The organism is Micromonospora sp. WMMD987 (assembly GCF_029581435.1).
In the GTDB taxonomy this organism is placed as follows: domain Bacteria; phylum Actinomycetota; class Actinomycetes; order Mycobacteriales; family Micromonosporaceae; genus Micromonospora; species Micromonospora rifamycinica.
The window spans coordinates 2,922,213-2,948,462 of sequence record NZ_CP120861.1 but is presented as its reverse complement, the minus strand read 5'-3'; the positions used below and the strand labels follow the sequence as shown (position 1 = coordinate 2,948,462).

General features: G+C 73.4%; 23 protein-coding genes. 10 read left to right on the top strand and 13 right to left on the bottom strand.

Features of this window, described 5'->3' with window-relative positions; genetic code table 11:
- Nucleotides 1-12: 12 nt before the first annotated feature.
- Genes O7612_RS12425 through O7612_RS12415 form a run of 3 tightly spaced genes read left to right on the top strand, consistent with a single transcriptional unit; the run spans nt 13 to nt 6,394 of the window.
- Nucleotides 13-3,606: a type I polyketide synthase gene (locus O7612_RS12425; protein ID WP_282273270.1), complete on the top strand. Its 3,594-nt coding sequence runs from the start codon at nt 13-15 to the stop codon at nt 3,604-3,606.
- Nucleotides 3,607-3,632: 26 nt separating this feature from the next.
- The gene (locus O7612_RS12420; protein WP_282273268.1) at nt 3,633-4,991 is read left to right on the top strand and encodes an MATE family efflux transporter; all 1,359 of its coding nucleotides are present in this window, start codon (nt 3,633-3,635) and stop codon (nt 4,989-4,991) included.
- A 5-nt stretch (nt 4,992-4,996) separates the two neighbouring features.
- Complete coding sequence (locus O7612_RS12415; protein WP_282273266.1) at nt 4,997-6,394, top strand: condensation domain-containing protein; 1,398 nt, start codon at nt 4,997-4,999, stop codon at nt 6,392-6,394.
- A gap of 6 nt (nt 6,395-6,400) precedes the next feature.
- On the opposite strand, the gene O7612_RS12410 is transcribed toward O7612_RS12415, so the two are convergent.
- The 3 genes from O7612_RS12410 to O7612_RS12400 all read right to left on the bottom strand — a co-directional run bounded on the left by O7612_RS12410 (nt 6,401) and on the right by O7612_RS12400 (nt 9,305).
- On the bottom strand, nt 6,401-7,243 hold the full coding sequence (locus O7612_RS12410) for an AfsR/SARP family transcriptional regulator (RefSeq protein ID WP_282273264.1): 843 nt from the start codon (nt 7,241-7,243) through the stop codon (nt 6,401-6,403).
- Between the two features lie 143 nt (nt 7,244-7,386).
- Nucleotides 7,387-8,736, bottom strand: coding sequence for an FAD-dependent oxidoreductase (locus tag O7612_RS12405; RefSeq protein ID WP_282273262.1), 1,350 nt, complete (start codon nt 8,734-8,736; stop codon nt 7,387-7,389).
- Nucleotides 8,736-9,305, bottom strand: a complete 570-nt coding sequence (locus O7612_RS12400; protein WP_282273260.1) for a 4'-phosphopantetheinyl transferase superfamily protein — start codon at nt 9,303-9,305, stop codon at nt 8,736-8,738. Before O7612_RS12400 ends, O7612_RS12405 begins: the two co-directional genes overlap by 1 nt.
- Nucleotides 9,306-9,459: 154 nt before the next feature.
- On the opposite strand from O7612_RS12400, the gene O7612_RS12395 reads away from it, so the two are divergent.
- Nucleotides 9,460-10,572 (top strand): methyltransferase, encoded by a 1,113-nt coding sequence (locus tag O7612_RS12395; RefSeq protein WP_282273258.1) that lies wholly within the window; start codon nt 9,460-9,462, stop codon nt 10,570-10,572.
- Between the two features lie 18 nt (nt 10,573-10,590).
- Here O7612_RS12395 and O7612_RS12390 read toward each other — a convergent pair whose 3' ends face one another.
- Together O7612_RS12390 and O7612_RS12385 are read right to left on the bottom strand one after the other, a co-directional pair.
- The gene (locus O7612_RS12390) at nt 10,591-11,850 is read right to left on the bottom strand and encodes a glycosyltransferase (protein WP_282273257.1); all 1,260 of its coding nucleotides are present in this window, start codon (nt 11,848-11,850) and stop codon (nt 10,591-10,593) included.
- Nucleotides 11,851-11,877: 27 nt separating this feature from the next.
- Nucleotides 11,878-12,729, bottom strand: coding sequence for an SDR family oxidoreductase (locus O7612_RS12385; RefSeq protein ID WP_282273255.1), 852 nt, complete (start codon nt 12,727-12,729; stop codon nt 11,878-11,880).
- A gap of 563 nt (nt 12,730-13,292) precedes the next feature.
- On the opposite strand from O7612_RS12385, the gene O7612_RS12380 reads away from it, so the two are divergent.
- The 4 genes from O7612_RS12380 to O7612_RS12365 all read left to right on the top strand — a co-directional run bounded on the left by O7612_RS12380 (nt 13,293) and on the right by O7612_RS12365 (nt 16,361).
- Complete coding sequence (locus O7612_RS12380; RefSeq protein WP_282273253.1) at nt 13,293-13,571, top strand: acyl carrier protein; 279 nt, start codon at nt 13,293-13,295, stop codon at nt 13,569-13,571.
- 46 nt (nt 13,572-13,617) lie between these two features.
- The gene (locus O7612_RS12375) at nt 13,618-14,649 is read left to right on the top strand and encodes an AfsR/SARP family transcriptional regulator (RefSeq protein ID WP_348774286.1); all 1,032 of its coding nucleotides are present in this window, start codon (nt 13,618-13,620) and stop codon (nt 14,647-14,649) included.
- A gap of 195 nt (nt 14,650-14,844) precedes the next feature.
- Nucleotides 14,845-15,666 carry a glycosyltransferase domain-containing protein gene (locus O7612_RS12370; protein ID WP_282273248.1) on the top strand — a complete coding sequence of 274 codons (822 nt, stop codon included), beginning with the start codon at nt 14,845-14,847 and terminating at the stop codon, nt 15,664-15,666.
- Nucleotides 15,663-16,361 (top strand): class I SAM-dependent methyltransferase, encoded by a 699-nt coding sequence (locus tag O7612_RS12365; RefSeq protein ID WP_282273246.1) that lies wholly within the window; start codon nt 15,663-15,665, stop codon nt 16,359-16,361. The genes O7612_RS12370 and O7612_RS12365 overlap by 4 nt, the downstream gene beginning before the upstream one ends.
- A 32-nt stretch (nt 16,362-16,393) precedes the next feature.
- Here O7612_RS12365 and O7612_RS12360 read toward each other — a convergent pair whose 3' ends face one another.
- The 7 genes from O7612_RS12360 to O7612_RS12330 form a co-directional block, all read right to left on the bottom strand.
- Entirely contained in the window at nt 16,394-17,044 is a 651-nt protein-coding gene (locus O7612_RS12360) for a hypothetical protein (RefSeq protein WP_282273244.1), read from the bottom strand.
- A 118-nt stretch (nt 17,045-17,162) separates the two neighbouring features.
- Nucleotides 17,163-18,152 (bottom strand): nitroreductase, encoded by a 990-nt coding sequence (locus tag O7612_RS12355; protein WP_282273242.1) that lies wholly within the window; start codon nt 18,150-18,152, stop codon nt 17,163-17,165.
- Entirely contained in the window at nt 18,153-19,241 is a 1,089-nt protein-coding gene (locus O7612_RS12350; RefSeq protein ID WP_282273240.1) for a GNAT family N-acetyltransferase, read from the bottom strand.
- On the bottom strand, nt 19,238-19,678 hold the full coding sequence (locus tag O7612_RS12345) for a DUF4188 domain-containing protein (protein ID WP_282273238.1): 441 nt from the start codon (nt 19,676-19,678) through the stop codon (nt 19,238-19,240). The genes O7612_RS12350 and O7612_RS12345 overlap by 4 nt, the downstream gene beginning before the upstream one ends.
- 2 nt (nt 19,679-19,680) lie before the next feature.
- The gene (locus O7612_RS12340; protein ID WP_282273237.1) at nt 19,681-21,261 is read right to left on the bottom strand and encodes a phenylacetate--CoA ligase family protein; all 1,581 of its coding nucleotides are present in this window, start codon (nt 21,259-21,261) and stop codon (nt 19,681-19,683) included.
- A 124-nt stretch (nt 21,262-21,385) separates the two neighbouring features.
- Complete coding sequence (locus O7612_RS12335; protein ID WP_282273233.1) at nt 21,386-22,801, bottom strand: FGGY-family carbohydrate kinase; 1,416 nt, start codon at nt 22,799-22,801, stop codon at nt 21,386-21,388.
- 54 nt (nt 22,802-22,855) lie between these two features.
- Nucleotides 22,856-23,749, bottom strand: a complete 894-nt coding sequence (locus O7612_RS12330) for a trypsin-like serine protease (RefSeq protein ID WP_282273231.1) — start codon at nt 23,747-23,749, stop codon at nt 22,856-22,858.
- A 181-nt stretch (nt 23,750-23,930) separates the two neighbouring features.
- Here O7612_RS12330 and O7612_RS12325 point away from each other — a divergent pair, with 181 nt between their 5' ends.
- Complete coding sequence (locus tag O7612_RS12325; RefSeq protein ID WP_282273228.1) at nt 23,931-24,590, top strand: response regulator transcription factor; 660 nt, start codon at nt 23,931-23,933, stop codon at nt 24,588-24,590.
- Nucleotides 24,587-25,699, top strand: coding sequence for an ATP-binding protein (locus O7612_RS12320; RefSeq protein WP_282273226.1), 1,113 nt, complete (start codon nt 24,587-24,589; stop codon nt 25,697-25,699). The genes O7612_RS12325 and O7612_RS12320 overlap by 4 nt, the downstream gene beginning before the upstream one ends.
- Before the next feature lie 67 nt (nt 25,700-25,766).
- Here O7612_RS12320 and O7612_RS12315 read toward each other — a convergent pair whose 3' ends face one another.
- The gene (locus O7612_RS12315) at nt 25,767-26,234 is read right to left on the bottom strand and encodes a septum formation initiator (protein WP_282273224.1); all 468 of its coding nucleotides are present in this window, start codon (nt 26,232-26,234) and stop codon (nt 25,767-25,769) included.
- Between the last annotated feature and the right edge of the window lie 16 nt (nt 26,235-26,250).

Below are 26,250 nucleotides of genomic sequence, written 5' to 3'. Positions count from 1 at the left end.
GATGTACGCACGATGAGCATCGCGATCGTAGGCACCTCGGTGGAGCTGCCGGGGGTGGACAGCCTGGACGGGTTCTGGCGCGTCATCAGCACCGGCACCAGCCTCACCAGGCCGTTCCCCCAGCACCGCCGGGAGACCCTGAGCGAGTACATCCACTACGTGCGGGCCACCACCGTCGAGCCGGTGGACGACACCAGCCTGGACTTCCACCACGGCTGCTACCTCGACGCCGTGGACACCTTCGACTACGCCGTGTTCGGGATGACGCCCCGGCAGGCCATGCTGACCGACCCGCACCACCGGATGGCGCTCCGCGCGATGTACCTCGCGTTCGAGGACGCCGGCTACTCGGCGGACCGGCTCCGCGGCAGCCGGACCGGGGTCTTCGTCGGCTTCGCGACCAACCCCGGGTCGACCTACATGGACTACCTCGCCCGGATCGAACCGTCCTCCGGCCAGCAGGCGATCACCGGCAACATCCCCGCCATGCTGGCCAACCGGCTGTCCCACCTGCTCGACCTGCGCGGCCCGAGTCTGGTCGTGGACACCGCCTGCTCGGCCACCCTGGTCGCCCTGCACCAGGCGAAGAACGCCCTGCTGGCGGGGGACTGCGACATGGCGGTGGTGGGCGGCGCGCGGATCGTCTTCGCCCCCGTCAAGCACCCGCACACCAACATCGGCATCGAATCGTCCGACGGGGTCACCCGGACCTTCGACGAGGCCGCCGACGGCACCGGTTTCGGCGAGGGGGCCGGCGCGGTGGTCCTCAAGCGGACCGAACAGGCCGTGGCCGACGGTGACCAGATCTACGCCATCATCCGGGGCAGCGCGGTCAACCACGACGGGCACACCGACGGCATCACCAGCCCGAGCTCCCAGGCGCAGGCCGAGCTGCTGCTCACCGCCTGGCGCAACGCCGGGATCGACCCGCGCACGCTCGGCTACTTCGAGGCGCACGGCACGGCCACCAGGGTCGGCGACCCGATCGAACACGAGGGCATCAAGCAGGCATTCGCCCGGCACACCTCGGACCGGGGGTTCTGCGCCGTGGGCACGGTCAAGGCGAACGTCGGTCACCTCTTCGAGGGCTCCGGCGTGATCGGCCTGTTGAAGGCCGTGGCCGTCCTGCGCCACCGGATGCTCCCGCCCCAGGCCAACTTCGTAAACCCCAACCCCAAGCTCGACTTCACCTCCGGCCCGTTGTTCGTGCCGACCGCCCTGCAACCGTGGGAGTCCCCCGACGGGCCGCGCCGCTGCGGGGTGAGCGCGTTCGGTCTCGGCGGCACCAACGCCCACGTGGTGGTGGAGGAGTACGTCGCGCCAGCGGCCGAGCCCGCGCCGCCCGGCGAACACCTGTTCACGCTGAGCGCGGCCACCCCGAGGTCGCTGACCGGCCTGCTGCGCAGCTACCTCCGGTTCATCGACGACGGCGGGCTCGACGGCGTGGACTTCGCCGACGTCTGCCACACCACGCGGGTGTCGCGGTCGTCGCACCGGCACCGCGTCGCACTGGTGGTCACCGGTCCGGACGACCTCCGCCGGGGGCTGGAGGAGCTGCTCGCCGGTGGCGGGCAGCCCGCCCTCGACGGCCCGCTCGGCGAGACGGCGCAGGCCTACCTGCGGGGGGCCGCCGTCGACTGGCAAGCGCTGGCGACGGGCCGGACGTACCGTACCGTCCAGCTCCCCCGCTACGTCTTCGACGACAGCACCGCCTGGCTGGACTTCCCGCAGAACTGGCGGGAGACGATGTCGCTGGAGCGGGCCACCGAGCAGCATCCGGTGATCCACGACGTCGAGCTGAGGCCGATGCCGGCGCCCACGCGGGTGACCGAGGAGGCGCGGATCCTCGCCCTGGTGGATCCGACCACCGACGCCGAGGCGGTGCTGGCCCCGGTGCTCTCCGGCACCGGCCTGGTCGTCCGGCTCGGTGACCGGCTCTCCCCCGACGACGAGGTCGTCGCCGCCGACAGCCCGTCGTCGTACGACCGGCTCGCCCGGCTCGTCGACGAACACGAGATCACCCACCTGGTCTACGCGCTGGCCTTCGAGCAGACCGCGGCGGACGACATCGAGGAGATCGAGCGGCGGACGACGAAGAACCTGTACGGCCTCTTCCACCTGGCCAAGGCGCTGATGGCGGCGGGCACGAAGCTCGACCTGGTGGTGCTGACCCGCAACGCGGTCAGCGCGCACGACGGCGACGCGACGGCGGTCACCGAGAACGCCGCGCTCGTCGGCCTCGGCAAGGTGCTCGTCCGGGAGTACCCGTACATCCGGGTCAAGCACGTCGACGTCGACCCGGCCGTGCCCGCGACGGCCCTGCGCACGGAACTGCTCGCCGACGAGTACGGCCTGTCGGTCCTGCGCGGCGACGAACGCTTGCGTGAGGTCTTCGTCGAGGTCACCGAGATCGAACCGGCGGTCGGCGCGCAGGACGACCGGCCCTACCTCAGGTCCGGGGGCACCTACCTGATCACCGGCGGCACCGGCGCGCTCGGGCTGGCGGTCGCCCGGGACTTCGTCGGTGCCCGGCCCGACATCACCGTGGTGCTGCTCAGCCGGTCCGGACTGCCCCCGCGCGACCAGTGGGACGAGCTGTCCACGGCGGGACCGGACGGCCCGGTGCAGGGCCGGCTGCGGGCGGTGCGGGAACTGGAGGCGCTGGGCGCGTCGGTGCACGCGGTGGCGGTCGACGCGGGTGACAGCAAGGCCCTCGCCGAGGCGGTCGGCCAGCTCCGGCAGCGGTACGGCCGGATCGACGGGATCGTGCACGCCGCCGGGCTGCCCGGCGGCAGCACGGTCATGTTCCGCCAGCTCGACGACTTCGACGCGGTGGTGCGGGCCAAACTGCACGCGGCGTTCGTGCTCGACGCGGTGACCCGGGACGACCCGCCGGACTTCATCGTCCACTTCTCCTCGGTCGCCGCGGTGTTCCCCGCCCCCGGGCAGGCCGACTACGCCGCCGCCAACTACTACCTCGACAACCTGGCCAGGGCACAGGCTGGCCGGGACTGCCACGTGATCGCCCTGGACTGGGTGGCGTGGAAGGAGATCGGCATGGCGGTGGACTTCGGCACCAACGGCGACACCATGTTCAAGGCCATCCCGACCGCCGTGGGCCTGGCCGTCCTCGACGCCGGCCTGCGGTCGCGCCGGTCACGCCTGTTCGGCGGGGAGCTGAACTACGGCGGGGAACTCGTCCACCTGCTGCGTTCCTACGACGTGGGGCTGTCGACCGACATCGAGGCCACCGTGGAGCGGCACATGCACGCGCTGGAGGCCCGGTTGGCCAAGGCCACCGAGAAGATCCGGGCCACCGTGTCGGCGGTGACGGTGGAACTGGAGGGTCGGCCGGGCGGGGACTACTCCGACACCGAGCGGTCGGTCGGGCAGTGTCTGGCGCTCGCGTTCGGCTACGACCGGCTCGACGTGGAGGCGGACTTCTTCGACCTGGGCGGTGACTCCCTGATGGCGGCCACCGTGGCCAGCAACATCTCGGTCTGCCACGGGGTGCCGTACGACGTGGCCGACCTGCTCGCCGACCGGACCGCCGCCGAGATCGCCTACCACGTCGAGGAGCTCGGCGAGTTCGCCGCCACCAGCTGACCACGATCGGGGACGTCATGACCGACATGACCACTGGACCACCGGTTCGCCAGATCGTCGGCTTCGCCGTGCCGCTGACCGTCGCCAGCCTGTTCCAGCAGGTGTACCTGCTGGTCGACAGCATCGTCGTCGGGCGCTACGTCGGCATCGACGGGCTCGCCGCCGTGGGCGCGAGTGGGCCGCTGTTCTATCTGCTGAACGCGATGTTCATCGGGTTGGGGACGGCGTTCACCATCCGGCTGGCCCACCTGCGCGGCGCACGGCAGGACCAGGAGCGGCGCAACGTCGTGGTGGCCCTGGCCACGGTCACGGTCTGCTGGTCGCTGGGCTGCATGCTGCTGGTCACCGTGCTGGCCGGGCCGGTCCTGGCCCTGATGGGCATCACCGGTGACCTGGCGGAGCAGTGCGCCCACTTCATCGGGGTGCTGTCCGTCGGTTTCCCCGGCATCTTCGGATCCGCCGCGGTCAGCGCCTACCTGCGCGGGCTGGGCAACTCCCGGGCGGCGATGTGGGTGCAGGCGTCCGGGAACCTGCTCAACATCGCGCTGGCGCTGTTCTTCGTCGGCGGGCTCGGATTCGGCATCGCCGGCGCCGCGATGGCGACCGCGACGGCGACCACCGTGGCGATGGTGGTCGGTGTCGTCGCGGCGGGGCGGCTCTATCCGCTGCCGCGGGGCCGGCCGAGCCGCCGGGCGGTGACCGGTGAGCTGTCCGACGCCACCCGGCTCGGTTTTCCGCTGGCCACCCAGCACATCATCCTCGCCGCCGGGATCATGGTGCTGGTCTGGATCATCGAGGCGTACGGCGAGGTGGTGATGGCCGCGTTCACCATCGTCTCGCGGATCGAGGCGTTCACCGCCCTGCCCTTCCTGTCGCTGTCCGGCGCGATGGTGACGTTCGCGGCGCAGAACCTCGGCGCCGGCCACACCGAGCGGGCGCGGTACGGTCTGCTGCGGGTGCTCGGGCTGACCGTCGGCCTGACGGTGCTGGTGTCCGTCGTGGTCATCGTGGCGCACCGCCCCATCGCCGCCCTGTTCACCGACGACGAGGCGACCCGTCGGGTCACCGGGCGGTATCTCATGATCATCTTTCCGTTCCTGTCGCTCTACACCGTCATGGTCGTGCTGCACGGCTACCTCAACGGCGCGCGTCGGACGACCGCACCGCTGATCTGCACCATCGTCGCCTTCGTCATGGTGCAGCTCCCCTTCGCCTACCTGCTCAACGGACCGCTGGGCATCCAGGCCGTGATGTGGGCCGTGGTCGCGAGTTGGACCACCGGGCTGACGTACACGGTCTTCTGCCTGCGTCGCGTCCTCGCGCCGCCGCGTGCCCCGCTCGACGACGCCCCGCCCCGCTCCGTGGAGGTGCCCAGCTCACCATGATCACCATGCGTACGACCGAGGTGGAGTTCCACGGCGGCCGTGTCCGCACCGCACCACTGACCTGGGGGCAGGAGGTCATCTGGGACCTCATGCGCGACTGGGAGAACGCCCGGACGTTCGCCGTGCTCACCCGCTGGATGTCGATCCCCCTGGTGCTGGGCCTCGACGACGTGCGGGAGGGCATCGGCGACCTGATGCGACGGCACGAGGCGCTCCGGACGCGCTACCACCGCACGCCCACCGGCGACGGCACCCAGGAGGTGCTCGCCACCGGCTCGCTACCGGTCGAACTCGTCGACCGGTCGATCGAGGATCCCACGCAGTGGACGGACATCGTCACCGACTGCCTGGCCCGCAACGCCGAAGGCGGCTTCGACCACGAGAGCGAGCTGCCGGTCCGCTTCTCGGTGATCCTCCAGGACGGCATTCCGATCCTGCTCACCTTCGCCGTCTCCCACCTGTCCGCCGACTTCATCAGCGCCGACCTGCTCGTCGCCGACCTGACCGCGCTGCTGCGCGCCCGGGTGGACGGCAGGCCGGTGCCCCCGGCCCGGCCGGCGCTCCAGCCGGCGGACCTGGCGGCCCGCGAGGAGCGGCCGGAGGGGCAACTGCTGGACATCGAGGCGACCAGGTTCATCCAGCGGCAGCTCAGCCGCACGCACCCGGACATGCTGCCCGCGCGGGCGACGCCCGCCACGCCGCGGTTCCACCGTGGACAGCTGGAGTCCGACGCCGTCGCGATGGCGGTGGGGCCGGCGGCCCGCCGGTACCGCACGACCCCCTCGACGATCCTGCTGTCCATCTTCGCGGCGCTGATGCGGTCGGTCTGCCCGGGACCGGTCTGCCCGGTCGACATCATGCAGAGCAACCGTATGGACCCGGAGCTGGCCAACATGGTGTGCAGCCTCAGCCAGGGCATCATGACGGTGGTCGAGCTGACCGGCGACTCCTTCGCCGACCTGGTCGCGCAGTGCACGACCGTGCTGACCGAGGTGCGGCACCACGGTCGGCACCGGCAACGCACCACCCTGGGCCTGATCAGCAGGGCGGCCGCGCGACGCGGGTGCCAGTTCAACGACATCTGGTCGCAGCTGCCCGGACGCCCCCGTCCGCCCGCCACGCTCGCGGAGTTGTCGGCGGTCACCGCCGGCAGCAGCTTCTCCTGGGTGGAGCGGGTGGCGGAGAAGAACAAGGACCTCTTCATGGGCATCCGGGGCACCGCTGAGCGCATCCACCTCTCGCTCTTCGTCGACACGGCCCTGCTACCCCCCGGTGACATCCGGGCCTTCCTCGACACCTTCGAACGGACCGCCGTGACGCTCGCCTTCGAGGACGTCGGGCTGGACCAGGTCGCACGCTGGTTCACCGAGAGTCGTGCACGGTACGCCCGGGACGGTGACTGACGGCGGCTAACGGGCGCGGGCACGCTGCAGGACGAGGTGGTCGAGCAGCTGGGTCAACCCGTCGTCGCGCGGCGCCACCTCCAGTGCCGGGTCGTCGGTGAGGATCGCCTGCTGGAGCAGGTGCAGCCGCTTGGACGGCTCCAACCCCAGCTCCCCCACCATCGACGCCCGCAGCCGCTGGAACACCGCCAGCGCCTCGCGTCGCTGGCCGCTGCGGTGCAACGCCACCATCAGCTGCGCGCACAGGTTCTCGTTCAGCCGGTGCTCGGCGATCAGCAGGGTGAGGTCGGCCAGCACGTCCTGGTGGTGGCCGAGCCGCATGCGCGCCTCGATGCACTGCTCGACGGTGGTGAGCCGGGTCTCCTCCAGCGCCTTGAGCCGGGGCCCGGCCACCACGCCGGCCCGCACGTCGGCCAGGACCGGCCCGCGCCACAGCGCACAGGCCCGCACCAGCAGGGCCGCCGCGTCGACGAGGTCACCGGCCGCCAGCGCCCGCCGGCCGGCCCCGGCCAACCGCTCGAACCGGCGCAGGTCGAACCCGTCCGGGTCGACCCGTAGCAGGTAACCGCCGGGGACGGTGACCAGCACCCGCCGGGCCACCTCGGCGACCGGCACGTCGAGCAGGGTGCCGAAACACTTGCGGATCTGGAGCACGTACGTCTGGACGGTGGTCGGCGCGCTGACCGGTGGGGACGCCCCCCACAGCTCCCTGGTCAACGCGGCGGCCGGCACGGCCTGGTCGGCGTTGAGCAACAGCAGGCCCAGCACGCTGCGGGTCTTCGGGGCGGTCGGCGTGGCGGTGCGACCGCGGTGGGCGAGCACGAGCGGTCCCAGGATCTGGATTTCCATGGTCTCTCCCCCGGGAGCGAGCTGCCTTCTGCGCGACGTGCTGCGGGGCCCCGAAAAATGGCGAGAGCCTTACCCGTCGCCATAGATGGACGTCAGATTCGACTGCGATGCTAGCGGGTTTTCGGGCCGCCGTCGTCGATTGCTCAAGCGGTCTTCGAGGACGGCCCGGGCCGGGCTCGGCGCAGCGCGGCGACCCCGGTGCGCCACAGGACGTCCGGGCGACGCAACCGGGCGGGACCGGCCGTCAGGTTGACGACCTCCAGGAACGCCCGGTGCACCACCTCGTCGGTCACCGTCGCGCTCTGCACCGCCTCGGCCAGGCCGCGGCGCAACCGCCAGCCGAACGGCCTGGCGGTGGTCACGTGCGGCAGGTAGCAGTCCTGCGCGGCGGAGAACTCCCAGGCGTCGTCCACCACCGCGCGCACCCGCCGGAAGTACGCGTGCGCCGGCCCGTCCACCGCGCCGGGCTCGGCCAGCCACTCGGCCAACGCGACCGCCTGCATCGCCGCCACGGAGATGCCCTGCCCGTAGGTCGGGTTGAACGAGGCGACCGCGTCGCCGATCGCGACCAGGCCGGCCGGGAACCGGTCCAGCCGGTCGAACTCGCGGCGGACACTGTCCGGGAAACGGTGCACGCGTACCTCGCCGGCCGGCTCGCACGCCGCCGGCAGCGCCTGCAGCGGGGGGGCCGGATCGGACCGGCAGCGGGCCAGGAAGTCGTCCAGGTCACGGCCCGGTCGCCGGTCGCCGTACCCGCTGACCAGCGTCAGCCAGCGGTTCCCCTCGACAGGGGTCATCGAACTGGGGCCGGTCAGTGCCCTGCTCGGCGTGTGGACCGAGTACACCGCCACGTGCCCGGCCAGCCGCTGGCCGGGCTCCCGGTGGAACAGGCAGGTGGCGTAGCCGAGGTCCAGGGCCATCCGGCGCTTGTCCGGTGCCGGGTAACCGATCCGCCCCAACCAGTCGGCCAGCCGGCTGGACCGCCCGGTGGCGTCCACCACCAGGGTCGCGCCGTGGCGCTGGGCACCGGTCGCGCCGGGCGGGCGGACCAGCGCGCCGTCCACCCGGCCGGCCGTCGCGGTGAGCCCGACGGCGGTGCCCCCGAGCAGGGCGACGTTCGGCAACGCGAGGACCCGCCGACGGATGTGCCACTCCAGGAACGGACGGGACACGCTGACCACACTGCCGCCGCGCACCGGGACCTTGGGCCGGCCGTCGAGGAACCACTGCGCCCCGCCGGGGCCGCTACCGACCAGTTGACCGCCCTCGCGCACCAACTGCCGGACGATGCCGGGCAGCAGCCGGTCGATGACGGTCCGCCCCCGGCCGAGCAGGGTGTGCGCCTGCCCGCCGTGCGGCGTGCCGCGGCGGACCACCGGCGCGTCCTCCAGCAGGTCGGGCTCGACGATCCACACCTGGTCGGCGTGGTCGGCCAGGACCCGCGCGGCGACCAGGCCGGCGATGCTGCCGCCGAGGACGAGGGCGGTCTCCATCAGTGGCCCACCCGGGGGTGGGCGACCGCCAGCAGGTGGCCGGGCAGTTCCCGATGGGTGACCAGGACGTCGGGATCGTCGATGGTGGACCGCCAGGCCGGTGGTTGCGGCGGCGCGGTGCGCAACCGGAGCAGCCGGCCGCCACGCAGCCCGGTGCCGTACAGCTTGGCCACCGCCTCCTTGCCGGTCCACAGGGACTGGAAGCCGACGCCGAGGCGCTCGACCGGCTGCTCCCGGAGCCAGTCGGTGTCCTCGGGGGCGAACCACCGCCGGCTGAGCGCGAGCGCGGGCAGCGGTCGGACCGCCTCCACGTCGACGCCGACGGGTCCGAGCCGGGACACCGCCACCGCGACCAGTCCACGGGTGTGGCTGACGCTGGCGTGCCACCCGGCGGCGACGCCGCGCAGCAGCGGCGCACCCCCGGCGGCACGGTCGACCACGACCGCCCCCACCGGGACACCGGCCATCGCGGCGACCGTCCGGGCCAGCAGGGCGCGGGCCGTCGCCCGTCCGTCGCCCGCACCGTGGCCCAGCCGCACCACCAGATCCGGCGGCACCGCGGTCAGCACCACACCCACCCGGCCCCCACAGGTCCGTTCCGAGAATTGTCAGCACACCCCGGCCGATGCGAGGATCCCTCGGACCGGTATCGACGATACCGAGGTGGCACGCATTTGCGACCCACGCTTCTCTGGACATTCACTAGAGCCTCAGTGGAGAACGATGACGCCGTCGCAGCACGAGGTCCCGCAACCGTCCACCGACCGGTCCCGGACCCCGGTCCCGCCACGGCACGGGTCGCGGGGCGGGTCGCCGGTCGCGCGCGACGGCGACTACTTCCGCAAGCGGCTGCTGAACGTCCTCTGTGCCACCTGGACGGCACAGGCCTGCTCGGTGTTCGCCCTGCTCGGCCTGCCCGACCGGATCGCCGGGGGCACCACGGGCGGGGCCGACCTGGCCGCCGCCGCCGGGCTGGACCCGGTGGCGCTACGCCGGCTGCTCGCCGCGCTCGCCGACGCCGGAGTGCTGCGCCAGACCGGCCCCGACCGCTTCGAGCTGACCGGCATGGGCGAGTACCTGCGCTCCGACGTGCCCGGCTCGGTCCGCGACACGGCCGTGCTCTACGGCCAGGAGGTCTTCACCTCGTTCGCCGGCCTGCTCGACACCGTCCGGACCGGCCGGCCGGCCTTCACCGACCGGTTCGGCGAGTCCTTCTACCGGTACCTCGGCGGTCACCCGTCGGTGGCGGCGACCTTCCACGGTGCGATGTCCGCCGTCCCCGAACCACCACCACCCCCGCCCGGCCTGTTCGACGGCGTACGCACGGTGGTGGACGTCGGCGGCGGTGACGGGGGCCTGCTCGTCGGCGTCCTCACCGACTGTCCGCACCGGCGCGGGGTGCTCGTGGAGCTGCCGGAGGCCGCCGCCCGGGGACGCGACCGGCTCGCCGCCGCCGGTGTGCTGGACCGGGTGGACGTCGTCGTCGGCAGCTTCTTCGACCACGTGCCCCCGGGTGGCGACCTGTACGTGCTGCGCCGGGTGCTGCACAACTGGGACGACGGCAACGCCGCCCGGGTGCTGGCCCGGGTCCGTGCGGCGATGCCGGCCGACGCGCGGCTGCTGGTGCTGGAGGAACTGCTACCGGAACAGCCCGAGCGGTCCGGTGCCGGCGCGGGCGCCTGGGCCGCGCCCCGCAACCGGATCGTGGATCTGCTGATGCTGGTCCTCATGGAGGGCCGGGACCGCACCGCCGAGGAGTACGGGCGGCTGCTCGCGGACGCCGGCTTCACGGTCAGGAGCGTGACCGCAGGGGCGATCGAGGCGGTCCCCGCCTGATCCGGCCGGCACCCCGCCTCACCCCGCGAGGTAGCCGTCGACCGCGTCGGCGGCGACGAGCGTGCCGTGCGGCTCGGCGCGTATCCGCTCGCCGAGTTCGGCCGCGCGCCGCCGCAGCGGTTCCGCGGTCAGCCGGGTCATGCCCGCCCGCAGCACCTCCTCGGACAGCTCGGTGAACCGCACGTGCACGCCGGCACCGAGTCGTTCCAGCTGGCGGCCCCAGAACGGCTGGTCGGCGAAGGACGAGCAGACCATCGTCGGGATGCCGGCGCGCACCCCGGCGGCGGTGATGGTGGCGCTGCCGTGGTGCACCACCATGGCGCAGCGCGGCAGGACCAGGTCGTAGTCCACGTAGGGCAGCACGCGCAGCCACGGCGTCGCGGCCGGTTCGACGCCCGCCAGGCCCCAGCCGGTGACGACGAGGCCCCGCACGCCCAGGGAGCGGCAGACCCGTCCGATGCCGGCCAGCATCGCCTCCGGATCCGGCATGTGGGTGCTGCCGAACGTGACCAGTGCCGGCGGCTCGCCCGCGTCCAGCCAGCGCACCAGGTCGGGGTCCAGGGTCGACATGCCGACGCGGTGCAGGTCGGCCGGGGTCAGCCGCAGGTCGCCGACGATCGGTCGGTAGGCGTCCCAGGTCACCCCGGGCACCAGGGTGGGGCTGTAGCCCTGGAGTTCCAACGGCCGTCGCAGCCGGGCCGGGCGCGGCGGCATCGGTGCGAGGCCGAGCCGGCGGCGGAACCGGAACACCTGGTCGCGTCGGTACCGCCAGGCCCGTCGGGCGTAGTGCACGTAGGTCGCCCGGTTCGCGGCGGCGTCCGGCAGCGGATCGGGGGTCACCAGCGGATGCGGCACCACGTCGTTCGGCCGGGCCGGGGTGAGGTCGTACGCGACGAGCGGCACGTCGCGCGCCTCGGCCAGCGCGGTGGCCCACTGCTCGCTGACCACGGCACACATGATCGCCGCGCAGCCGTCGCTGAGCGCGACCGCCTCCTCGCCGAACCGGTCGCCGTGCTCCTGGTACGACTCGTGCGAGCGGCGGAGGAACAGGTCGAGGTCGGTCGTGGTGACCCACTCCCGGCCCTGCTCGGACTGCATCATCCGCTGCTGGTCCCAGCCGACCGGCACCACGTCGAGCCCGAGCCGCCGGGGCAGGTCCACCAGGTTGGGCGACGCGCCCATGCGTATCTCGTGGCCACGGCGGGCCAGCTCGGCCGCGAGCGCCGTCAACGGGTAGACATCACCGCGGCTGCCGAGCGCCAGGACGGCGATGCGCATGCCCGCTCCTCTCCGGTCGCGGCGTCGTCACGCGGACCCGTCGGCCAGGTCGGTGGAGAACGCGACGTCCCGCTGGGCTTCGAGGTCCGCCAGGCGTGCCGTCAGTCCCCGTCGGATCGAGCCGTACGCGTCGCTGCCGAGGACGACGCGCAGCGGGGCGGTCGGGCGGGTGGCGACGTCGACGATGGCGCGGGCCATCTTCGTCAGGTCGCCCCGGCACGGCAGGCGGCCGTCCTCGGCCCGGCGGCGGAGGATCGCGGCCGGCGTGTCGGCGTACGCGGGCAGGGCGGCGGTCAGCTCCTTGCCCCGGCCGAAGAAGCCGGTGCGCACCGTGCCCGGTTCGACGATGGTCACCCCGATCCCGAAGGTCTTCACCTCGGCGGCCAGCGATTCGAAGAAGCCCTCCACGCCCCACTTGCTGGCGCAGTAGACCGCGGTGCCGGGGGATCCGCGCTGTCCGGCCATGCTGGAGATCTGGACGATCCGCCCGCGCCCCTGTGCCCGCAGGTACGGCAGCACCGCCCGGGCCAGGTGGACGGGTCCGGTCAGGTTCGTCCGGAGCTGCCGCTCGATCTGCTCGGGGCTGGCCTCCTCGGCCGCGCCGACCAGGGCGTACCCGGCGTTGCTGAGCAGCACGTCGATGCGGCCGAGCGCGTGGACGGCCTCGCCGACGACGCGCCGGATCCGGTCCGGGTCGGTGACGTCGAGCTGCGCCGTCCACAGGGTGCCCGGCACGGCGGGCCGCAGGTCGGACAGCGCGGCCGGATCCCGGGCGGTGGCCGCCACCGTCTCGCCGCGGGCGAGCAGTTCGGTCACCAGCGCCCGGCCGAGCCCCGCCGAGCTTCCGGTGACGAGCCAGGTGCGGGTGGGTGCGGTCATGCCCGGTTCCCCGTCGGGGCGACGCCGGTCCGGCGGGTCCGGCCGGTGTCGGTCACGGCCGGCGGAAACACACCCGGGGGACACCGGCAAACGCTAGTGACATTCAACCGCGTCGCTCCACTCGGTCGGCCGGGGTTTCCGGAGGAACCTTAGTGGAAACCCTGCCGGAGGCGGTACCCACGGCCTCGACGGCGGGCTGAGAAATGCTTGAACCCGGTCGCCGCTCCTGCTGTAGCACAGTTGGAGACCGCATTGTCCCGCATTGACCGGCCCGACAGTCCGCTGATAACGTCGAACGACGCATTTCGGAAATGCGTGCTCGGTAGGCGCGACAATCCTGGAGGCCGTCGGTGGCAGAAATCGACTCTACCGCCTGAATCCACCGCGTTCGGTGGAATCGCGGTCGATCCCGGACGGGTCGGCACCTGCCCGACCAGCCGGCCACGCCCCCGGTCCGGCGGCGCGGCCGGGCGTCGGGTCGGCGGCGGCTCCCTCCGGGGACGTCGGCACCGCCCACCGGCCTGCCGCCGCGCACCACCCCGCGAAAGGAAGGCAGCTGAACCATGTCAGCCGACGACGTCATGGCGTTCACCGTCCAGGCGCTCCAGGAGATGAACTACTACACCGACGACACCGGTCCGGACTCGCTGCTCGGACCGGCCGGCGTGGACCTCGACTCGCTCGCCGTGTCCGAGCTCGCGATGCGCATCGAGGACGAGTACGGGGTGACGTTCGACGACGACGACATCGAGACCCTGGCCATCATGACCCTCGGCGAGTTCGCCGCGGAGGTGGCCAAGCGGGCGGCGCTGGTCGCACAGACCGACGGGGTGCGGGGCTGACGACGACCGGCACCCCGGGTCCGACGACCCACTGACCGTACGACCGATGGCGGTGACCGGAATGGCCGGTCACCGCCATCGCGCGCGTCGGCACTTCGTGGGACCGCTCCGGACCGGACCTCCCGACGATCGACGGAATGGCTCGAGAAACTGCGGACACGGATGCCGGGACACGCTAGCCTCTCGATCGGGTCCTCCGATGGGGGTCCTATTTTCCCTTCTTTTGAGGGTGGATATGGAAATTTGCATCCTCGGCCCACTTGTCCTTAGCCACACCGATCGCACGATCGCCCTGACGGCACCCAAACCGCGCAGTGTGCTGGCATTGCTGCTGCTCAATGCCGATCAGGTGGTGCAGGCATCGACGATGATCCAGGACCTGTGGGGCAGGAACCCGCCGGCCAGCGCGCAGACGACGCTCCAGACGTACATCCTCCAGGTCCGCAAGTGCCTCGGCCAGCTGCTGGGTGCGGCGGTGGCCGAGATCGCCAAGCGGATGCTGGTCACCGTGCCCGGCGGATACCAGCTACGCCTCGACGCCACCGACTTCGACCTGCGGACCTTCGAGCAGCTCGCCACCGCCGGGCGGCAGGCCCTCGCGGCCGGCGAGAACGTCGAGGCGGCGGCGCTGCTCACGCGCGCCCGTGACCTGTGGCGGGGGCCGGCACTGGTCGACATCCGCGCCGGTGCGGTCATCGGACCCCGCCTGCGGGCGCTGGAACAGATCCGTCTGCACACCCTGGAACAGTGCATCGAGGCGCGCATGCGGCTCGGCCACCATCAGGACGTGCTGGCCGAACTCACCATGCTGACGGCCGAGCACGAGTTGAACGAGAACCTGTGCGCCCAGCTGATGGTGGCCCTGCACCGCAGCGGGCGGCGGCAGGAGGCGTTGCAGGCCTTCCACCGGCTGCGCGTCTCGATGGTCGACGAGCTGGGGCTGGAACCGTCCCACCGGCTGCGCCTGTTGCAACGGGCCATCCTGGCCGAGGATCCGGTGCTGGAGGTGGCGCCGCGCGACGACGGGCTGACCCAGGTCCTCGACCACCTGGTCCTCGAACAGGCCCGGGGACGGTGACGCCGGGATGCCGACCGCAGCCGGGCTTGAGAACGGCTCGACGACCGGCATGGCCCGGGGCGGTCACCCTCGACAGCGACCACGGTTGATCGATAGCTTGGCGTCCGGTCGCCACCCGCCACGCCACCGGCGGCCGTCCCCCCGCGTCCGGCGCGGTCCAGCGGCACGAGCCACCAGCACGATGGGACGCCGAACATGAAGGTCATCACCATTGCGACCGACCCCGAGCATCCCTTCCTGCGGCGGCTGCTGGCACCCTCCTGCGAGGCGGTCGGGCTCGAACTGGTCGTCCTGGTGGCCGACCAGAAGGGGTTCCGTCCCCGGGACAAACGGGCCTGCCTGACCGACCACCTCACCCGGCACGTCGCGCCGGACGAACTGATCGTGTTCACCGACGCGTACGACACCATGTTCCTGCGGGGTGAGGACCACCTCCGCACCGCGTACGCGACCTTCCCCCAGCCCGTCGTGTTCAGCGCCGAGTCGAACAGCTGGCCGCTCGGCACCGTCGGCCTCGCCCTGCACCCGGATCCGCCCGTCCCTCCCTACCCCTACCTCAACAGCGGCGGCTTCATCGGCCCCGCCGGTGACATCCTCGCCCTCTGCGCCAGGTACCCGACGCCGCCCAGCGACCGGTTCCCCCTCCTCGACCAGCTACGCACCCACGGTTTCGACGCCGACCGGCTGTACGGCCCCAGCGACCAGTACTACTGGACCCTCGTCCGCCTCCTCGAACCGGACACCGTCGGGCTCGACAACGGCGCGGTCCTGTTCGAGAACTTCGCGCCCGCCGTCACCAACTTCTGCGAACTGTCCCGCTGGTCGAGCGACTTCCGCGCCCGGGGCAGACAGGCGCCCAGCTACCGGCGGGAACACGCCCGGCTCCGGACGCGGCTCCAGTCGCCCAGCGGTGCCGCCCAGGTCCACTTCGCCTCCTCGTTGACGAAGGCCGTCGTGCTGGACCTGCTCGACGAGGGACAGTTGCCCTCCTGGCTGACGGAGGTGCTGCCGCGATGAGTGAGCTGGCGTCCTACGAGGAGCGCCGTCGCCCGACGCTCCAGCGCAACGAACTCCAGCGCAACGACCTGCTGGCCATGCAGGCGCTGGCCCCGCTCTCCCCGACCTACCTGCCGTGGAGCGAGAGCGCGATGCGGCCGAGCGGGGTCGTCGCGGTACTCAACGAGGTCTTCGTCAACCGGCGTCGGTGCGTCGTCGAACTGGGCAGCGGCGTCTCCACCTTCTACCTCGGTCGGCTGCTGCGCCAGCGCGGCGGGCATCTCTGGACCGTCGAGCACGACCGGCGCTGGGCGGAGCTGATCGGTCGTGAGCTGGCCGACGAGGGCCTGGCCGACGTGGTCACCGTGGTGCACGCGCCCCTGACGCCCGTCCAGTCCCCCTGGCCCGACGAGGAGACGGCCTGGTACGAGCAGAGCATCCTCAAGGAGATGACCGCCGGCCGGCCCGTCGACCTGCTCGTCGTGGACGGGCCGCCCGCCTACCGGGCCGAGACCGCACACGCCCGGTACCCGGCCGGCCCCTTCTTCGCCCCGCTGCTCGCCGAGGCGTACGCCGTGGTCCTCGACGACATCGACCGCCCCGGTGAACAGGACATCATGGCGCGGTGGGAACAGGAGCTCGGCGTCACGTTCGAGCGCCGCCTCACCAGTGGTCGGATCGGCATCGGCCGCCCCGGCCCGGCGTTCACGGTCTGACCCGCACCGACCCCGTCGGGCCGGCAGGCCGGTCACCCGCCGGAGCCCTCCTCGGCCCCGTCGTGGTGGTCCCCCTCCAGGTAGACGTGCTGATGGCCCTGACCACCGTCGACGTTGATCTGATCGAGCTGGGTGGCGGCGACGGACCAGGCGGTGGCGGCCTGGACCGCCTGCCGTTTCGCCAGCTCCGTCAGCGCGGCACGCTGGCCGGGCGGCCCGGTGACCGCCAGGAGGTACGACTCGACGGCCAGGGAGGTCTGCTCCACGGCGCTACGCAACCCGCCGCGCGCCACGTTGGTGGCGGTCGCACCCGACGGCGGGTTGGCGAACACCTCCACCGCCCGCCGCAGGGTCTCGCGCCACTGACGGGCCTGCTCCGGGCCGGGTTGCCGGTCGACGGGCGGGTCCGCCCGCAGCGCGTCGAGCACGGGCGAGATCTCCTCCCGGAGGCGGCGGGCGGTCGCCGTCAGCTCGACGATCTGCGCGCTGTCCCGCTGCGCCTCGGCCCGACGGATGTCGGCGACGGTCGACTCGACCTCGTCCGGGCGACCGGCCGCGTACCCCACGGCACCGCCGAGCAGAGCGATGACGAGCCCGACCGCCACCATGACGGCGAGCCGCCGACGCCGGCCCGAGTCGGGCGTGGACAGCTGGTAAGACGGCCTACCGGTACGGCGTGACACGCTGTCCCCCTGCCTGGCTGGAGCTTCCCGGCAGCCTAGCCTCCCCGACCGGGAACGGTCGATACCCGGCGGCCACCGCCGCCCACCCACCGGGTCGGGCCCGCGCCGGTGGGCGTCGTCAGGGCACCGGGACCGGTCCCGCGCGGTCGGTGGTCCGGCGGGCCGACCGGGGCGCGGGGAACAGGGGCCGCCCCACCCGGATGACGTGCAGCAGCCGGTGCGGCGCGACGTCGAGCAACGCGCCGAGTGCGGTCCGGGTGGCGGGGACGTCGATGAGCTGGCTGAGTGGATGGGCGGCCAGTCCCGCCGTGTGCAGGAGCAACCAGTTGCGCAGCAGCACCCGGCCGAACTCCACCTCGCCGGGCCGGTCGAGGTGTTCCGGGGCGAGCAGGACCAGGACGGTGCCGCCGTGGGCGAGCGGGTCGCCGGCGGCAACGGCGAGCAGCCGCGGCAGTCCCAGCGGACGCAGCACCGGGTACCCGGCCAGCGCCGCCCGCAGCCCGGTGGCGGCGGGCCGCGACAGCGCGAGGCACCGGTCGGTGAGCCCGTCGGCGTGGTAGTCCGGGTGTGCGGGATCCAGCCGCAGCCAGCGGCGTAGCTCGGCGACGACCGTCGGGTCCGCGTAGAGCCGCCGGTCGGCGGCGCGCAGCAGGGTGCCGAGCCGGCCGGCGCGCGGCACGCTCCGGACCGCACCGCCGGCCTGCCGGGCGACCGCGTCCACCGCGGCGAGCGTGTCCCGCTCCACACCCCCGGCGAGGCCGCCCCGGTGGGTCTGGCGTTCCCACACGTCCGTGGTGCGGAAGGGGGTCGGGTAGCGGTCGGCAGCGGGCCGCAGCCACCCCACCCGGCGGTGCCGTTCGTCGTGGTCGGCCGTGTACTCCAGCCGCAGGCCGGCATCGGCCGCGACGATCAGGCAGGTCTCGACGAACGCGCCGAGGGACAGCCGCAGGTCCCGGCCGGTGGGGTCGGCGGCGGGCAGGGTGTGGGCGGGGTTCCAGCCGATCCGGATCGCGTCGGCTTCGTACCGCAGCCGCCAGGGCTGGGTGTTGTGGGCGCTCGGTGCCCGCCAGCACCACGGTTCGAGCGCCCGGAACGCGTCGAGGTCCACCTACCGCTCCTTGGCGTAGAAGGTGTAGCCGTGCAGCGGGCGACCGCCGAGCCGGCGGTACTGGGCGGCCGAGGCGGGGTTGTCCCGCCCGACGTACGTGCTGCGCAGCGTGGTGTAGCCGCCGGTGTGCAGGTTGCGGTGCAGGTGCGCGGCGAGCAGCCGTTGGTAGCCCCGGCCCTGGTGCTGCGGGAGCACCCCCTTGACGATCAGCACCGCCTCCCGGCGGTAGCGGCGGCGGGCGGCCAGCAGCCGGGCCTGGTTGACCAGGTGCAGGTCACCCCGGACGGCGATCAGGAACTCGCTGATGTCGGGTACGCAGAGCACGAAGGCCACCGGCTCGCCGTCGCGGGTCAGGTAGAGCAGCAGCGCCTCGTCCAGCAGGTACGCCAGCCCGTCGGTCTGCCGCCGCAACTGCGCGGCGGAGATCGGCGTGTAGTAGCCGAGCTGGGCGAAGGAGGCGTTGAGCATCCCGCGCAGCAGGTCGAGCTGCTCGTCGAGGCGGCGTACGTCGCCCCGGTGCAACGCGATCCGCGCGCCGTCCCGGTCGACGTGCACCGGCGGGGCCGGCTCCGGCGGGGCGGGCACCGGGCAGATCCAGGTGTCGGACTCGAACCGGCGGCTGAACCCGTACGCCTCGTAGGCGGTGGCGTACCACGGCGGGTTCCAGGCGCTGTCGACGAAGCCCCGTTCGGCGTGCCCGGAGGTGATCACCCCGCCGGCCTGGTTGGGCAGCAGGGCCACCGGGCCGAACAGCAGTTCCCGGTCGGCGCCGGCGTGTCCGGCGATCGCGTCGAACAGCGGTCCCGCGGCCGGCTCGGTGAACTCGGTGAGCCCGAAGAGCTGGCACCGGCGGCCGAGCTTGGCGTCGAAGGCGGCGTCGGTGTGCAGGGTGGTCCGGCCGACCACCGTGCCGCCGGCGTCGCGCAGCAGGTACAGCGGCACGCCGTCGCGCCACCAGCGTCGGATCTGCTGTCGGGGCACCGGCACGTGGCGGGGTTCGCCGGCGTACAGCCGGTCGCCGAAGGCCAGGAACCGCCGCAGGTCGCGGCGGTCGGCGACCCGCTCGAACCGGTGCCGGGCGGGGCTCATCGGCGCACCGCCGGCCCGGTCGTCTCCGCGCCCAGCGGGGTGAAGGTGTCGATGTGCCCCATCTCGGCGCCCTCGGCCCGCCAGGTGCCGTTGGAGTAGCCGTCCGGCGCGGCGGTGTAGAGCCGGATGAAGCCGGCGGTGGCGTTGCGGGTGCCGTCGGTCAGCCAGACCATCAGCCGGCGGTGGTGCCGGGTCCGGGCGAAGCGCAGCATCGCGTCGCGGTCGGTGAAGAACGCGATGGTGCCGAGGGTCAGCGGGAACTGCCAGTAGACGGTGTGCCAGCAGTAGCCGTTCATCCGGCGCATGTCGCGCAGCATCCGGAACCAGGACGGGGCCAGCCGCAGCAGCACCAACGGACTGCTGTAACGGGTGCCGCCGATGAACATGGCGCCGGCGCGGGCCTGCGCGGGGGCTCGGGAGAAGTCACGGGTACGCATGGTCACCTCACCAGGTAGCTGTTCTTGATCTTCTGTTGGCCGGCGAACGGGCCGGTGCCGGGTTCGTGCAGCTCGATCCGCAGGTCCCCGGCGGTCGAGTCCTCCACCAGGGACTGGGCGAAGTCCCGCGACACGGTGGCCAGGTGCCGGCGTACCCCCTGGCGGCACGCGTCGGCGAGGGCGGCGCGTTGCGGGGCGGTCAGCGGCCGGCGCAGTTCGAGGTGGATCACCGGCCGGGTCTCCAGCGTCGCGTCCTCGACCAGGGCCAGGCAGAACCGGCTGATCTCGGCGGCGGACGGGTTGCCGGCGTACAGGCCGTACTCGACGTCCTGCGGGTAGAGGTTCGCGCCGAGGTAGGAGACCGTGGAGTCGCTGCGGCCGAAGAGCAGCAGCAGCGGCAGGGTCATCCGTTCGGCGGCGAGCGCGGTGCGCAGTTCGGCCCGGCGCACCGGGTCGGCGTCCACCAGGTCGACGACCCGCCGGTACGACACGAGCAGCGCCTCGTCCCCGACGTTGTACCGCAGCCGGGGCTGGAGCACGTCACCGCCGGTGACCGTGCAGAGCAGCTCCCGCCGCTCGTTGGTCTCCAGGAAGGTGGCGAACGGGTTGTACTGGAACACCATCGGCAGCCGTTGCTCACCCGCGCCGAGCAGGGCGTCGCGCAGTCCCCGGTCGGTCTGCAGCCGGCGACGCAGCCACACCGTGAACCGGGTCTCCGCGCCGATGCCGATGCTCAGGTCGGACGCGCCGTACGCCGACCGGACCAGGTCGAAGCGTTGCTCCAGGTAGTCGCGCAGCGCCTCGGTCATCCCCTCACCGCCGCAGCTGGCCGAGATCCGGTACCGGGACCAGGGGAAGTCCTCGGCGTCGAGCCGGTCGCGCAGGTGCTTGAGGAACGGCGGGTAGGCGGTCACCAGGTAGTCGAAGTCCGGGCCGAACTCCCGCAGCGTGTCGATGATCTTCCCGAGGTCGGGACCGGTGTTCTTCACCACCGCGATCCGGGCCATCGCCGCGCCGGTCGTCGTCCCGGTCGCCCAGGCCCCCATCGAGTAGGCGTTGATGACGAACGGCCGGCGCATCGGGAAGACCAGTCCGGTGTAGCCGGCGATGTCCCGGTGCACGCCGCGCAGTTCCCGCTCGCCGCGGGGCCAGTTGAACGGCCGCCCGGCCGACCCGGCCGACTCGTCGACGACCACGCCCCGGGTGGGCAGCCGTCCGTGCCGGCAACGGGCGGCGGCGTCGTGGGCCACCACGTAGCTGTGCTTGTCGGTTTCCGGGAAGTCGGTGAGCCGGCGGCGGGCGGCGGCCGGGCGGGCGCGCAGGAAGTCCCGGTAGGCGGGGACCTGCCGGGCGGCGCGGGCACAGACCGCCCGGGCGTGCGCGGCGGCCAGCCCGTCCAGCGCCGGATGGTGCCGCCGGGCCACCCAGCGCCAGCCGGCCGGGTGACGACCGACGAGCCGGCTCAGCGCGGCGACCGCCCGGCCGAGGGCACCCGTCCCGACCGACCGGCCGTGCGCCACCAGGGCCGGCAACGGCGATTCGACGGTACGCAGGGCGACGGGGCGGTGTGGTAGCTCGGCCATGCCAAGCATCCTGTCCGGGCCGCCGCGTCGGGTCCTGAGGCCGGATGCGGTGCGGTACTGAGTATCCCTACTCGGTCGCGGCGGCCGGGGTGGCCGGGCGTCGGCGGTGCCGGGGTTCCCCGGGTCAGCCGGCGCGGTCGAGGACGCTCGTCCGGGCGGCGGCGTACCGGTCGCGGAGCACGGGTGCCGGGTCCGCCTCGTGCGTGCGCACGGTACCGGTCGTCCACGGTGGGGGTCGCCTGCGCCCCGACAGTACCCAGGCCGCCTGACGGGCCGCGCCGTCGGCGACGTACTCCCCCGGTGGTGGCACGAGCACGGGGCGGCCGAAGACGGTGGGGGCGATCCGGCGCACCGCCTCGGAGCGGGCGCCACCGCCGACCAGGATCACCCGGTCGACCGTCGTGCCCTGCGCGACCATGGCGTCCAGCCCGTCCGCGAGCGCACAGAGCATCCCCTCCACGGCCGCGCGGGCCAGGTGCGCTGGGGTGCAGGTACGCGGGGTCAGGCCGTGCACCGCGCCGGTGGCGTGCGGCCGGTCCGGGGTGCGCTCCCCCTCCAGATAGGGCACCATGACCAGCCCGTCCGCGCCCGGCGGCGCGGACAGCGCCAGCGTGGACAGCCCGGCGTGGTCCACCCCCAGTACGGCGGCGGTCGCGTCCAGCACCCGGGCGGCGTTGAGGGTGCACACCAGCGGCAGGAAGCGGCCGGTCGTGTCGGCGAAGCCGGCCACGATCCCGGTCGGATCGGCGGCCGGCACGTCGGACACCGTGGACACGATCCCCGAGGTGCCGATCGAGACGATCATGTCGCCCGGTTCCGCGCCGACGCCCAGGGCCGCCGCCGCGCAGTCACCGGCCCCCGGCCCCAGCGACGCGCCGGTGCGCGACTGCCCGGCCCGGTCGGTCGGGCCGAGCACCCGCGGCAGCAGCACGTCCTCCCGGCCGAGGGCCAATCCGACCAGGTCCCGGCGGTACGCCCCGGTCGCCGCCGACCAGTAGCCGGTCCCGCTGGCCTCGCTGCGGTCGGTGCGCAGGGCGTCGAGCCCCGGTGCGCCGGCCAGCCGCCAGGTGAGCCAGTCGTGCGGCAGGCACACGGCGGCGGTCCGGCGCGCGTTGTCCGGTTCGGCGGTGGCCAGCCAGCGCAGCTTGCTGACGGTGAAGCTGGCCACCGGCACCAGACCGACCGCCGCCGCCCAGGCCCGCCGCCCGGTGTCACCGCCGCCGAGATCCGCGATCAGGTCGGCGGCGGCGCCGGCCGAACGGGTGTCGTTCCACAGCAGGGCGTCCCGGACCACCGCGCCGTCGGCGTCCAGGCACACCATGCCCTGCTGCTGGCCGGCGACCGACAGGGCCGCCACGTCGTCCAGTCCGCCGGCCCGGGTCACCGCCTCGGCCAGGGCGGCCTCCCACGCGGCGGGCGGCACGGCGGTGCCGTCGGGGTGCGGGGCGCGGCCCTCGCGTACCAGCGTCCCGGTCTCGGCGTCCCGGACGACGACCTTGCACGACTGGGTCGACGAGTCGACGCCGGCGACGAGCGGCACCGGTCCTCCCTGGGGTCGGCGGGGTGGGAGGCGGGGGCCGGAGTGCTCGGCCACCTATTTGTTCAATGGATGAATTATTTGGTGGGGCCGGGGCGCTGTCAAGGCCCGCCCTCGACGGCGGCGCACCGCCAGGACCACCGGCAGCAGCACCAGCACCACCCCCGCGCCCACGCCGGCCGACAGCCAGCGTGCCCGACCGGCGGCCGGACCGGTCGTGTCGGCGATCCAGTCGGCCAGGATGTCGGTACGGGCGCTGAAGTCGGGGCCCGGGTGCGGACATCCCGGGCCGGTGCTGACGACCGCCACCAGGACGGCCGTACCGTCCGACCGCTCCCGGAAGTAGGGACCACCGGAGTCGTGCGGGCACGGACTGGTGTCCGCGCGGGGCCGCCAGCCGGTCGTCTCGACGACGACGTCGCCGACCCGGCCGACGGTGAACCGGCCGGTCTGGAGCCGGTCCGTCGGCGCGGGTCCGTCGGCGGTGGTCAGGCCGTACCCGGTCAGCCGGAGGACCTCCCCCACCACCGGCGGCCCGTCGCCGAGCCGCACCGGCGTCACGCCGGTGATCGCGGTGTCGAGTTCGACCAGCGCCACGTCGACGGCGTCCGCCTGGTGGACCGCGACGGCGTCGGCCTCGTACCCGGCCCGGCCGCCCAGGTCGGTGCGGCCGACCGTGACCCTGGTCCGGTCGGCCACCAGCCGGCCGACCCGCCGGTCGTCAGGGGTACGGAAGCAGTGACCGGCGGTGATCACCCACCGCGGGGCGATCAGCGCGCCCGAGCACCAGCTGTCCCGGCGGCCGCCGCCCGGCGCGGGCAGTCCGGTCATGGTCAGCCGGGCCGAGAACCCGTACGCGCCGTCGGCCGCGTCCTCCCCGTGGGCGATCGCCGACGCCGGCCGCACCGCGACCGGAGCGACGGCAACCGCCAGGGCCGTCAGGGCGACCATGACACACTGTGTGGCGAGTCGGAGCACGGGTTTCACCAGCCTGTACGCGGGGACGGGGACGCACCGATGCTGCGGCCCCGGTCGTTCACGGAGCGTCAGGGGCGCCCTTATCGGTTCTTTATCCGGCGGCTGCCAGCCTTGCGGGTGGTCCCGGGCGGGCGACACAACGGAAGGGGACGCGGTGCGGGTGCTGATGGCCGACGACGAGCGGGTGCTGGCCGACATGGTGGCCGAAGGACTGCGCCGGTTGTCCATGGCGGTCGACGTGGTCTACGACGGCGACAGCGCCCTGCAACGACTCGCGGTCAACCGCTACGACGTGGCCGTCCTCGACCGGGACATGCCCGGCCAGACCGGCGACGAGGTGTGCCGGTGGATCGCCGACTCCGACACCGGAACCCGGGTGCTGCTGCTGACCGCCGCGGCCGGCATCCGGCAACGTGTCGAGGGTCTCGGCCTGGGCGCGGACGACTACCTGACCAAACCGTTCGCCTTCGCCGAGCTGGTCGCCCGGTTGCAGGCGCTGTCCCGGCGCTCCACCCCGGCGTTGCCCCCGGTGCTGGAGCAGGACGGCATCGTGCTGGACGTCACCCGGCACACGGCCTCCCGCGACGGGCTGGCCCTGTCGTTGTCGCCGAAGGAGTACGCCGTGCTGCACGTGCTGATGCGCGCCGGTGGCCGGGTGGTCAGCGCCGAGGACCTCCTGGAACAGGCCTGGGACGAACACGCCGACCCGTTCACCAACACGGTACGGACCACGGTGATGACCCTGCGCCGCAAGCTCGGCGATCCGCCGGTGATCCACACCCTGCCCCGCGTCGGCTACCGGCTCGGGGCATGAGTTTCCCCTCGCCGGCCCGACGGATGTTGCTGGTCCTCGGGGCGCTCCTGCTCGTCGCCCCGTTCGTGACGTCGGCCGCCGAGCTGCTGCTCGCGCTGTGGCGGGAGTTCGGCCCGTCCTGGTGCGCCACGCCGGAGTTGCGGGCCCCGGGCGACGATGCCTCCTTCTTCTGCGTCCAGGTGTTCCGGCGACCGCGCATCCCGCTGGCCGTCGCCGTCACGGTCGTGCTGTTGGCGCTGCTGGCCGCCGGCTACCCGGCCGTCCGCTGGTGCCTGCGCCCGCTGCGGGACCTCGTCCCGGTGATCGCCAACGTCGGGCCGCAGAACCTCGGCCACCGGCTCAAGCCCGGCCCCGGCCGCGACGAACTGGCCGTCCTGGGCCGCACCATCGACGAGATGATGGACCGGATAGCCGTGGGCTACGAGGCCCAGCGGCGGTTCGCCGCGGACGCCTCCCACGAGTTGCGGACCCCGCTGGCTGTCCAACGCACCCTGATCGAGGTGGGCCTGGCCCGCACCCTCAACGACGACCAGCTCGCCCTGCTCGCCGCACAGCTGCTGGAGACCAACGAGCGCAACGAGCGCCTCATCGAGGGGCTGCTGGTGCTCAGCGAGAGCGACCGTGGCCTGCTGACCCGTACCCCGCTGCGGCTCGACCGGATCGTCGCGACGGTGCTCGACGCCCACCGCGCCCGGGCCGAGGAGGCCGGCGTCACGATCGTCACCCGGCTGGATCCCCGGCTGGTCGCCGGGGAGCAGGTGTTGCTGGAACGGCTGGTGGTCAACCTGGTGCAGAACGGTCTCAAGTACAACCGGCCCGGGGGCACCCTGGAGGTGCGGGTCGGCGTCGACCCGGCGCTGGTCGTCGCGAACACCGGCGACGACGTCCCCCCGGACGAGGTGGCCGCCCTGTTCGAGCCGTTCCGCCGCCGGTCCGGCAGGCGTATCGACCACAGCGGCGGCGCGGGCCTCGGACTGGCGATCGCCCGGTCGATCACCCGGGCGCACGAGGGCGTCATCGCCGCCTCCTCCACCGGCCGGGACGGGCTGCGGGTCCAGGTCACCTTCCCGCCGGTGGCCGACGCCCCCGCCACCGGGGCCGACGGCTGATCCGCCGCACAGCCCACGCCACCGTTGTCACCGCCGCCGACCGGCGGCAGCGTCCGACCGGCGGCGCTCAGTCGCCGTCACCGGGGCGGGCCACCGGCTCGCCGCCGATGCAGCCGACCTTCACCTCGAACTCCCCCGCCGGACCGGCGAAGGTCACCTCCGCGTCGTCGTCCGGTCCCCGGTCCACGTCCTTGACCCGGTAGTCCTGCGCCGGCGCCCAGGAGACCAGCCGGACGTCGGCCCCCACGCACTCGGCCACCGCCGTACCGCCGACGGTGGAGAAACTACGGCGCAGGCCCGGCGACGCGGAGGGGCCGGCCGGCGGGGACGACGACGCGGAGAGCCCCGGTCCCGCCGTCACCGGCGTCGGCTCCGGATCCGCCAGCGCCCGCTCGACCTCCGCCTGGCTGCGCACCCCGCCGGGCGTGCCGGTGATGCTCTCCCCGACCAGCCGGATCGCGGCCACCCCGATCAGGGTGGCGAGCACGGCGGCAGCCAGCCAGCCGGCGGTGGCGAGGAGCGTACGGCGACCCATGCCCCGACTATGCCCG

Bases quoted from the DNA above. Each gene is read 5' to 3' on its own strand.
- O7612_RS12425 (WP_282273270.1), top strand. From the start codon at position 13: ATGAGCATCGCGATCGTAGGCACCTCGGTGGAGCTGCCGGGGGTGGAC.
- O7612_RS12420 (WP_282273268.1), top strand. From the start codon at position 3,633: ATGACCACTGGACCACCGGTTCGCCAGATCGTCGGCTTCGCCGTGCCG.
- O7612_RS12415 (WP_282273266.1), top strand. From the start codon at position 4,997: ATGCGTACGACCGAGGTGGAGTTCCACGGCGGCCGTGTCCGCACCGCA.
- O7612_RS12410 (WP_282273264.1), bottom strand. From the start codon at position 7,243: ATGGAAATCCAGATCCTGGGACCGCTCGTGCTCGCCCACCGCGGTCGC.
- O7612_RS12405 (WP_282273262.1), bottom strand. From the start codon at position 8,736: ATGGAGACCGCCCTCGTCCTCGGCGGCAGCATCGCCGGCCTGGTCGCC.
- O7612_RS12395 (WP_282273258.1), top strand. From the start codon at position 9,460: ATGACGCCGTCGCAGCACGAGGTCCCGCAACCGTCCACCGACCGGTCC.
- O7612_RS12390 (WP_282273257.1), bottom strand. From the start codon at position 11,850: ATGCGCATCGCCGTCCTGGCGCTCGGCAGCCGCGGTGATGTCTACCCG.
- O7612_RS12385 (WP_282273255.1), bottom strand. From the start codon at position 12,729: ATGACCGCACCCACCCGCACCTGGCTCGTCACCGGAAGCTCGGCGGGG.
- O7612_RS12380 (WP_282273253.1), top strand. From the start codon at position 13,293: ATGTCAGCCGACGACGTCATGGCGTTCACCGTCCAGGCGCTCCAGGAG.
- O7612_RS12375 (WP_348774286.1), top strand. From the start codon at position 13,618: ATGGCGGTGACCGGAATGGCCGGTCACCGCCATCGCGCGCGTCGGCAC.
- O7612_RS12370 (WP_282273248.1), top strand. From the start codon at position 14,845: ATGAAGGTCATCACCATTGCGACCGACCCCGAGCATCCCTTCCTGCGG.
- O7612_RS12365 (WP_282273246.1), top strand. From the start codon at position 15,663: ATGAGTGAGCTGGCGTCCTACGAGGAGCGCCGTCGCCCGACGCTCCAG.
- O7612_RS12350 (WP_282273240.1), bottom strand. From the start codon at position 19,241: ATGAGCCCCGCCCGGCACCGGTTCGAGCGGGTCGCCGACCGCCGCGAC.
- O7612_RS12345 (WP_282273238.1), bottom strand. From the start codon at position 19,678: ATGCGTACCCGTGACTTCTCCCGAGCCCCCGCGCAGGCCCGCGCCGGC.
- O7612_RS12340 (WP_282273237.1), bottom strand. From the start codon at position 21,261: ATGGCCGAGCTACCACACCGCCCCGTCGCCCTGCGTACCGTCGAATCG.
- O7612_RS12330 (WP_282273231.1), bottom strand. From the start codon at position 23,749: ATGGTCGCCCTGACGGCCCTGGCGGTTGCCGTCGCTCCGGTCGCGGTG.
- O7612_RS12320 (WP_282273226.1), top strand. From the start codon at position 24,587: ATGAGTTTCCCCTCGCCGGCCCGACGGATGTTGCTGGTCCTCGGGGCG.
- O7612_RS12315 (WP_282273224.1), bottom strand. From the start codon at position 26,234: ATGGGTCGCCGTACGCTCCTCGCCACCGCCGGCTGGCTGGCTGCCGCC.